General features: G+C 61.2%; 7 protein-coding genes. All 7 read right to left on the bottom strand.

The window, feature by feature from the left end; genetic code table 11:
- Nucleotides 1-1,392, bottom strand: coding sequence for a GntP family permease (locus tag A7D21_RS18865; protein ID WP_053255680.1), 1,392 nt, complete (start codon nucleotides 1,390-1,392; stop codon nucleotides 1-3).
- Nucleotides 1,393-1,689: 297 nt separating this feature from the next.
- On the bottom strand, nucleotides 1,690-3,087 hold the full coding sequence (locus tag A7D21_RS18870) for a sigma-54-dependent Fis family transcriptional regulator (RefSeq protein ID WP_069552347.1): 1,398 nt from the start codon (nucleotides 3,085-3,087) through the stop codon (nucleotides 1,690-1,692).
- 40 nt (nucleotides 3,088-3,127) lie between these two features.
- A complete protein-coding gene (locus tag A7D21_RS18875) occupies nucleotides 3,128-4,699 on the bottom strand; it encodes an ABC transporter ATP-binding protein (RefSeq protein WP_053255682.1) in 1,572 nt (523 codons plus the stop codon).
- A gap of 10 nt (nucleotides 4,700-4,709) precedes the next feature.
- A complete protein-coding gene (locus tag A7D21_RS18880; protein ID WP_053255683.1) occupies nucleotides 4,710-5,732 on the bottom strand; it encodes an ABC transporter permease in 1,023 nt (340 codons plus the stop codon).
- Nucleotides 5,732-6,790 (bottom strand): microcin C ABC transporter permease YejB, encoded by a 1,059-nt coding sequence (locus A7D21_RS18885; protein WP_053255684.1) that lies wholly within the window; start codon nucleotides 6,788-6,790, stop codon nucleotides 5,732-5,734. The genes A7D21_RS18880 and A7D21_RS18885 overlap by 1 nt, the downstream gene beginning before the upstream one ends.
- Complete coding sequence (locus tag A7D21_RS18890) at nucleotides 6,790-8,652, bottom strand: extracellular solute-binding protein (RefSeq protein ID WP_069552348.1); 1,863 nt, start codon at nucleotides 8,650-8,652, stop codon at nucleotides 6,790-6,792. The genes A7D21_RS18885 and A7D21_RS18890 overlap by 1 nt, the downstream gene beginning before the upstream one ends.
- Before the next feature lie 130 nt (nucleotides 8,653-8,782).
- Nucleotides 8,783-9,064 carry a peptidylprolyl isomerase gene (locus A7D21_RS18895; protein ID WP_069552349.1) on the bottom strand — a complete coding sequence of 94 codons (282 nt, stop codon included), beginning with the start codon at nucleotides 9,062-9,064 and terminating at the stop codon, nucleotides 8,783-8,785.
- Nucleotides 9,065-9,160 lie beyond the last annotated feature (96 nt).

A 9,160-nucleotide genomic window follows, 5' to 3' on the forward strand; every position in this document is an offset into this window, starting at 1 on the left:
TCACACAATGCCGGTGGCGTAGAAAGTACCGATCACCACGAACACCGCGAGGGTCTTGATAATCGTGATGCCGAAAATATCCTTGTAGGCTTCGCGGTGGGTCAGCCCGGTCACCGCCAGCAGCGTAATCACCGCGCCGTTGTGGGGCAGGGTGTCCATGCCGCCGCTGGCCATGGCCGCTACCCGGTGCAGCACTTCAAGGGGGATATTGGCCGCATGAGCCGCGGAAATAAAGCTTTCGGACATCGCCGCCAGGGCGATGCTCATGCCGCCCGAGGCCGAGCCGGTGATACCGGCCAGCAAGGTCACGGTGATCGCTTCGTTGACCAGCGGATTGGGGATGCCCTTGAGCCAGTCCGCCAGCACCAGAAAGCCCGGCAGTGAGGCGATGACCGCACCAAAGCCGTATTCCGATGCGGTGTTCATCGCCGCCAGCAGCGCACCGCTGACCGCGCTTTTACTGCCTTCGGCGAGCTTGTCGCGAATCGCCGACCAGCCGAACACCAGCACCATGACAATGCCCACCAGCAACGCCGCCTGCACCGCCCAGATTGCCGTGAGCTTGGCGACTTCGGTGGTCACCGGCGCGCTCATGCCCGGTAGGCTCAGGCTATGGGTCTTGCCATACCACTGCGGAATCCAGTGGGTGAACAGCAGGTTCATCACGCCCACCAGAATCAGCGGCGACAGCGCGATCCATGGGTTGGGCAAGGTGAGGTTCTCGGCGGTTTCCGGCTCGTTACGCAGCTCGGTGCCATAGCCTTCGCCGGCACGCTGGGCCTTGTTGCGCTGGCGCGCCAGGTAGAGCATGCCGGTGCAGAACACGAAGATCGTGCCGATCAAGCCCAGCCACGGCGCAGCCCACGCGGTGGTATTGAAGAAGGTGCTGGGGATGATGTTCTGGATCTGCGGCGTGCCGGGCAGGGCGTCCATGGTGAACGAGAACGCGCCAAGGGCGATGGTTGCCGGGATCAGGCGCTTGGGGATATTGCTCTGGCGGAACATCTCCGCTGCGAACGGGTAGACCGCAAACACCACCACAAACAACGACACGCCGCCGTAGGTGAGCAGGGCGCAGACCAGCACGATCACCAGCATCGCCTGGCGTGTGCCAAGCAAACGGATCGCGGCGGCAACAATCGAGCGCGAAAAGCCCGACAGCTCGATCAGCTTGCCGAACACCGCGCCAAGCAGGAACACCGGGAAATACAATTTGATAAAGCCGACCATTTTCTCCATGAACACCCCGGTAAAGGCAGGGGCGACGGCGGACGGGTCGGTGAGGAGCACAGCGCCGAGGGCGGCGATGGGGGCAAACAGGATAACGCTGTAGCCACGGTAGGCTGCCAGCATCAACAGCGCGAGGGCTGCCAGGGCAATGATCACACTCATGGTGTGTCTCCAAATCGGATTGTTATTGTTGTGGGGTGGTGCTTTGGAGAGGGGCTATAGCGAGATGTGTGCCAAAACATTAACGTGTTGAAATATAAGAATATTATTTGATTTTAGATCGGCGGGTCAGAATTTTGTCTCTATCTAGAGACAAGTGAAGGCCCAATGTGGGAGCGGGCTTGCTCGCGAAAGCGGTGTGTCAGTGCTAGATGAGCTGGCTGAAATACCGCATTCGCGAGCAAGCCCGCTCCAACATTAGATTGTCTTCATAAATAGAATTGTTTCTCTGTTTTGAGACTAGGCGATGCCAAGGGCAACCATTTTCTTGTACAGCGTCGATCTGCCCAGCCCCAACCGCTTGGCCGCGTCCACCACATTGCCGTCACAGGCCTTCAACGCCGCTGCAATCAGCTGCCGATCAAAGCGCTCCCGCGCCGCCGCAAACGTCTCACCCTCGAGGGTTTCCACCGGGCCACGCGTCACCGGGCTAAACGTCCCAATCGCCGCGCGAATCTCCCTGGCATCCAGCATCAGGTCATCACTCAACAACGCCGCGCGTTCCAACACATTGCGCAACTCACGGATGTTCCCCGGCCACGCGTGCTGTGCCAACAGCGCGAGGGCCTCGCGGTCCAGTTCATGCTGGCTGCGCAGCTCTTCCAGAATCGCCTCGCTCAATGCTGGAATATCATCCAGTCGCTCCCGCAAGGGCGGCACCTGGATGGGCAGCACATTCAGCCGGTAATACAAATCTGCACGAAACTCACCGCGCTTGATCGCCGCTTCGAGGTCCATGGACGTCGCGGCAATCACCCGCACATCGCTGTGTAGCATGTCGTTGGAGCCTACCGCTTCGTATTCCTTCTCCTGCAACACCCGCAGCAGTTTGCTTTGCAGCGCCAGCGGCATATCACCGATTTCATCCAGAAACAGCGTGCCGCCGTGGGCGATCTGCAACTTACCGGGACGGCCTTTGCGGTCGGCCCCGGTAAACGCGCCCGGCGCGGTGCCGAAAAACTCGGCTTCGAGCAGGTCGTGGGGAATCGCGGCACTGTTGATACTGACGAAGGCTTTGTGCGCACGCGGCGAGGCGCCATGGATCGCCTGGGCCAGCAGCTCCTTGCCAGTTCCGGTTTCGCCCAGCAGCAACACCGGTGACTCGGCACTCGCACTGCGCCGCGCTCGGCGTTTGACTTCCAGGCTGGCCGCACTGGTGCCGATAAAGTGCGCGAAGTTGTATTTGCTCTGCCGCGAACGCAGCAACGACCGCGTGGAGGCCAGTTCCTGCTGCATGCTCAGGTAGCGCTCGATCAGTGGCGACAGGTTGCGCAACTCATCAAACAGCGCAAACCCAATCGCACCAATCACCGCGCCGGCATCGTCGTGAATCGGCAGGCGCATCACCACCAGTGGGCCCTTGGGCGTGTCCTGGATATCCAGCAAAATCGGCTGATCGTTGCGCACGACCTGGCGCAACAAACTGTTGGCGATCACCTGCTCACACGGCTGGCCAATGGCATCGTCGGCGCTTTTGAGGCCGAAGCGCTTGGCATAGCGCTCGTTCATCCAGACGATAGTCGCGTCACGGTCGACAATCACTGTGCCTTCGCTGGACTGCTCGATGATCTCGAACAGCGACTGGATGGCCAGGCCGCGCACCCGTTGGTAATCCTTGAGGCTTTCGTTGCTATTCATGCACCCGCCGCCAACACAAAATATGAAGAGGGTCGCGCTCCTACAAAGGAATATGCGCTGCCGCCAGAAGCTCCTTGGTGTACGCGTGCTGCGGCGCCTCGAACACGTCATGGCTCGCGCCGCGCTCCACCACCTTGCCATCCTTGATCACGATCATGTCGTGGGCCATGGCGCGTACCACCGCCAGGTCATGGCTGATAAACAGGTAGGTCAGGGCGTATTTTTCCTGCAGTTCACGCAATAACGCCACGACCTGCTTCTGCACCGTGCGGTCGAGGGCGGACGTGGGTTCGTCCAGCAACATCAGCGCCGGCTTGAGCACCAAGGCGCGGGCGATAGCGATGCGTTGGCGCTGGCCACCGGAAAACTCATGGGGGTAACGATGACGGCTGGCGGGGTCGAGGCCCACGTCCTTGAGCACCTGAATCACTTGCGCATCGCGGTCGGCCAGGCTGCACGGCGCGTGCACTTCCAGGCCTTCGCTGATGATCTGTTGCACCGACATGCGCGGGCTGAGGCTGCCGAACGGGTCCTGGAACACCACCTGCATCTGCTTGCGCCACGGGCGCATTTGCTGGTTGTTCAGGGGGTCGAGGGCGTGGCCCTGGAAGCGGATGCTGCCGGTGGAGTCGAGCAAGCGCAGGATCGCCTGGCCGAGGGTCGACTTGCCTGAACCGGACTCGCCGACAATCCCCAGGGTCTTGCCGCGCTGCACGCTGAGGCTGATGCCGTCCACGGCGCGCAGGTAAGTTTTGCGCCGGAACAGCCCGCCGCCGAGGGGGAACTGCACGGTCAGGTTGTCGACCTGCAACACCGTCTCGCGCTCGTCGCTGCACAGCACATCACCGGCAGGCTCGGCATCCAGCAGCAGGCGGCTGTAAGGATGCTGCGGTGCGGTGAACAGCGTCTGGCAATCGGCCTGCTCGACAATCTCACCGGCGTGCATCACGCACACGCGCTGGGCAATGCTGCGCACCAGGTTGAGGTCATGGCTGATCAGCAGCAGCGACATGCCCAACCGTTGTTGCAGGGACTTGAGCAGCAGCAGGATCTTGCGCTGCACGGTCACGTCCAGCGCGGTGGTGGGTTCGTCGGCGATCAGCAGTTCCGGCTCGCAGGCCAGGGCCATGGCGATCATCACGCGCTGGCGCTGGCCGCCGGAGAGCTGGTGTGGATACGCCTTGAGCCGTTCCTGGGGCTTCTGGATGCCCACCAGTTCAAGCAGTTCGAGGATCCGCGCCTGCGCTGCCTTGCCGCCCAGGCCCTTGTGCAACAGCAGGGTTTCGCCGATTTGCTTTTCGATGCTGTGCAACGGGTTGAGGGAGGTCATCGGCTCCTGGAAGATCATCGCAATGCGGTTGCCACGCAGCTTTTGCAACGTGCCGGCTGGCGCGCCGATCAACTCCTGGCCGCGATACTTCACGGAGCCGGTGGTTGCCGTGCCGGCTTCGGGCAGCAATTGCAAAATCGAATGGGCCGTCACCGACTTGCCCGAGCCCGACTCGCCCACCAATGCCAGGCACTCGCCGGGGCGTACGTCCAGGCTCAGGTTGCGTACGACGGTCTGGCCGCTGAAGGCGACGCTGAGGTCGCGGATTTCGATCAGGTTCATCTGCAGTCACTCATGAACGTGGGTCGAAGGCATCACGTAATGCCTCGCCAATAAAGACCAGCAGCGACAGGATCAGCGCCAGGGTGAAAAATGCCGTCAGGCCCAGCCACGGCGCTTGCAGGTTTTGCTTGCCCTGGGCAATCAGCTCGCCCAGCGACGCGCTGCCCGCCGGCATGCCGAAACCGAGGAAATCCAGGGCGCTCAACGTGGAGATCGCTCCGGTCAAAATAAACGGCAGGTAACTCAGGGTGGCGGTCATGGCATTCGGCAGGATATGCCGGCGAATGATCTTGCCGTCACCCAGGCCCAATGCGCGGGCGGCCTTGACGTACTCCAGGTTGCGCCCGCGCAGGAACTCGGCGCGCACCACGTCCACCAGGGCCAGCCAGGAAAACAGCGCCATGATCCCCAGCAACCACCAGAAGTTCGGCTCGACAAAGCCCGACAGAATGATCAGCAGGTACAGCACCGGCAATCCGGACCAGACTTCCAATAGGCGCTGGCCCAGCAGATCCACCCAGCCGCCGTAGTAACCCTGCAAGGCCCCGGCGGCAATGCCGATGGCGGCGCTGATGGCCGTCAACGCCAGTGCAAACAGGATCGACACCCGTGCTCCAAAGATCACCCGCGCCAGCACATCGCGCGACTGATCGTCAGTGCCCAGCCAGTTCACCGCCGAGGGCGGGCTGGGGGCAGGGCGGGTCAGTTCGTAGTTGGGGGTGTCGTCGCTGAACGGGATCGGCGGGAACAGCATCCAGCCGCCGTCCTGCTTGATCAGCTTTTGCACGTAGTCACTGCGGTAGTCGGCCTGGAACGGCAGCTGCCCGCCGAACTGCTGCTCGGTGTAGCGCTTGAACACCGGGAAATACAGCTCGTTCTTGAAACTGAGCAGCAGCGGTTTGTCATTGGCGATCAATTCGCCGCCCAGGGTCAGGATAAACAGGCCGATAAACAGCCACAGCGACCACCAACCGCGACGGTTTTTCTTGAATCGCTCGAAACGCCGACGCGCCACCGGGGATAGATTAAGCATCAGGCGTTCCTCGCCGCGAAGTCGATACGCGGGTCCACCAGGGTGTAGCAAAGGTCCCCGATGAGTTTTATCAGCAGGCCGAACAACGTGAAGATAAACAGCGAGCCGAACACCACCGGGTAGTCACGCGACACGGCGGCTTCGTAGCTCATGCGGCCCAGGCCATCGAGGGAGAAGATCACTTCGATGAGCAGGGAACCGGCGAAAAACACGCTGATAAACGCCTGGGGAATCCCCGAGATCACCAGCAGCATCGCGTTGCGGAACACATGGCCATAGAGCACACGTCGTTCGCTCAAGCCTTTGGCGCGGGCCGTGACCACATACTGGCGGGTGATTTCATTCAAGAATGAGTTTTTGGTGAGGATTGTCAGGGTGGCAAACCCGCCGATCACCAGCGCGGTGACGGGCAACACCAGGTGCCAGAAGTAGTCGGCGATCTTGCCGACGGTGCTCAGTTCGTCGAAGTTCTCCGACACCAGCCCGCGCACCGGGAACCAGTTCAGCGACGTGCCACCGGCGAACAGCACAATCAGGAACATCGCAAACAGGAACGCCGGCATCGCGTAGCCGATGACGATGGCGGTGCTGCTCCACACGTCAAAGCTGCTGCCATGGCGCACGGCTTTGCGAATGCCCAGGGGGATCGACACCAGGTAGGTAATCAAGGTGGCCCATAAACCCAGGGAAATGGTCACCGGCATCTTTTCCAGGATCAGGTCGATCACAGTCTTGCCGCGGAAGAAGCTGTTGCCGAAGTCCAGCCGGGCGTAGTTCTTGAGCATCAACCACAGGCGTTCCGGGGCGGGCTTGTCGAAGCCGTATTGTTTTTCGATGTCCTTGATCAGCTTGGGGTCGAGGCCACGGCTGGCCCGCGAGCCGCTGATGCTTTCGCCGGAAGAGCCGCCGATGCCGCCCCCGCCGATCCCTTGCAAGTGCGCAATAGCCTGTTCGACCGGCCCGCCGGGCGCGGCCTGGACGATCACGAAATTCACCAGCAGGATGATCACCAGCGTCGGGATGATCAGCAGCAGGCGCCGCACGATATAGGCAAACATCAGCGGGCACCTGCGCGTTTTTTCAACTCGGCGTTCATTTGCTCATTCGTCAGTGGCGTGGGGCTGATTTCCCACCAGGTTTCCAGCGCTTCGTCGTTTTTGGCCTCGATGGCCGGGCGCCCGAAGCGGTTCCACCACGCGGCGGAAGTGCCGGGCGGGTAGTAATTCGGAATCCACAGGTAGCTCCATTGCAGCACACGGTCCAGGGCGTGGGCGTAAGTGAGCATCTGGGCGTGGGTGTTGGCCTTGACCAGGCCGTTGATCAGGGTGTCGACGGCCGGGTCTTTCAACACCATGTAGTTATTGGCACCGGGGTCGTAGGCCGCCTGGGAGCCGAAGTAGTTGTACAGCTCCATGCCGGGCGAGGTGGTCACCGGGAAGCCAATCACGATCATGTCGTAGTCCCGCGCCATCATGCGGTTGACGTATTGCGAGGAGTCGATGCGGCGGATATTCAGGGTAATGCCGATCTGCGCGAGGTTGCGTTTGTAGGGCAGCAACAGACGTTCCAGGCCGGGTTGGGCATTGAGGAAGGTGAACTCCAGCGGTTCGCCTTGTGCATTCACCAGCTTGTCGCCATCCGGTGTCCAGCCGGCCGCTTCGAGCAAGGCCAGGGCTTGCAGCTGCTTGTCGCGGATCATGCCACTGCCGTCGGTGACCGGCGCCTTGAACACCTGGGTGAAGGCTTCGTCGGGAATCTGCCCACGCAGGGGTTCCAGAATCGCCAGCTCTTCTTTGGTCGGCAATTGGCTCGCCGCCAGCTCGCTATTGGAGAAATAGCTTTGCTGGCGAATGTACAGGTTGCGCATCATCTGACGGTTGGCCCATTCGAAGTCCCACAGCATCGCCAGCGCCTGACGCACCCGGCGGTCCTTGAACATCGGCTTTTGTACGTTGAACACATAGCCTTGGGCCGGTTGCGGCATTTCTTTGGCCAGGTGCGCACGTTGCAGGCGGCCGTCGTCGAGGGCCGGGCCGTTGTAACCGATGGAATAACCGGTGGCGGAGAACTCGCGATTGAAGTCGTAGGCGCCGCCGCGCAGTACCTGGCGCGCCACCTCGGTATCGCCGAAATACTCCAGGCTCAAGTGATTGAAGTTGTACAGGCCACGGCTGACGGGCAAGTCCTTGCCCCACCAGTCCGGGTCGCGGGTAAAGGTGATGGTGCTGCCGGAGTCGATCTTGCTGATTTTGTACGGGCCGCTGCCCAGCGGGGCTTCATAGCCGCCGCCATTGGCGAAATCGCGGGTCTTCCACCAGTGTTCGGGGAATACCGGCAAGGTGGCGATATCCAGGGGCAGGGTGCGGTTTTCATTGCTGGAAAAGTCAAAACGCACCTGGCGCTCGCCTTCGACTTCGACGTGCTTGACGTCGGCGAACAGGGTGCGAAAACGCAGGCTGCCTTGGGTCATCAGCAGGTCGAAGCTGTAGCGCACATCTTCGGCGGTGATCGGCTTGCCGTCGGCAAAACGCGCCTTGGGGTTGAGGTAGAAACGCAGCGACAGGCCGTCGTCCGAGCGTTCCATCTTCTCTGCAACCAGGCCGTAAACGGTGTAGGGCTCATCCAGGGACCGCTGGGCCAGCGGGGCGTACAGCCAGCCGTCGACCTGGGAGACGCCGATGCCTTTGTCGATATACGGCAACACATGGTCGAAACGCCCGATTTCGATGGCTGAGCGTCGCAGGCTGCCGCCTTTGGGGGCGTCAGGGTTGGCGTAGTCGAAGTGGGTGAAACCGGCGGGGTATTTGGCGGGTTCGCCGTACACGGTCAAGTAAGTTTGCGGGGCTGCAGTCGCGGCGGTGCTGGCCATTAGCAGGCCCAGGGCAGCGCCGAGGAGTTTCAGGGAAAAAGCCAATCGCATTATCAGCCTTGAACGCCAGGTGAAGAAGAATAGGGACGGGTACGTTAACGGCTTAAGCGTCGCCCGTCACCACATGCACAACGGCCCGCCAAAAGGCGGGCCGTTGTTTAGAGCGTCAGCGCAGACTGGATCAGTCCTGGCGGCTGGTGACTTCCAGCAGGTGGTAACCGAACTGGGTTTTTACCGGGCCTTGCACGGTGTTGACCGGGGCGCTGAAGACGACGGTGTCGAATTCTTTAACCATTTGGCCTGGGCCGAACGAGCCCAGGTTGCCGCCGTCGCGGCTGGATGGGCAGCTGGAGTTGGCTTTGGCGATTTCTGCGAAATCAGCGCCGCCTTCGATCTGGGCTTTGAGTTGGTTGCACTTTTCTTCAGTGGGAACGAGGATGTGACGGGCGGTGGCTTTGGCCATGGGGAGTAACTCCTTGATGTAAAAAGGGTGAGCGTACCGGATTCAGGCGGTTATTTCCTGGCAAAGTTCCAATGATTTGTTGGTTGGTTGGTTGAG

The organism is Pseudomonas sp. AP19, assembly GCF_001728855.1.
GTDB lineage: Bacteria > Pseudomonadota > Gammaproteobacteria > Pseudomonadales > Pseudomonadaceae > Aquipseudomonas > Aquipseudomonas fluorescens.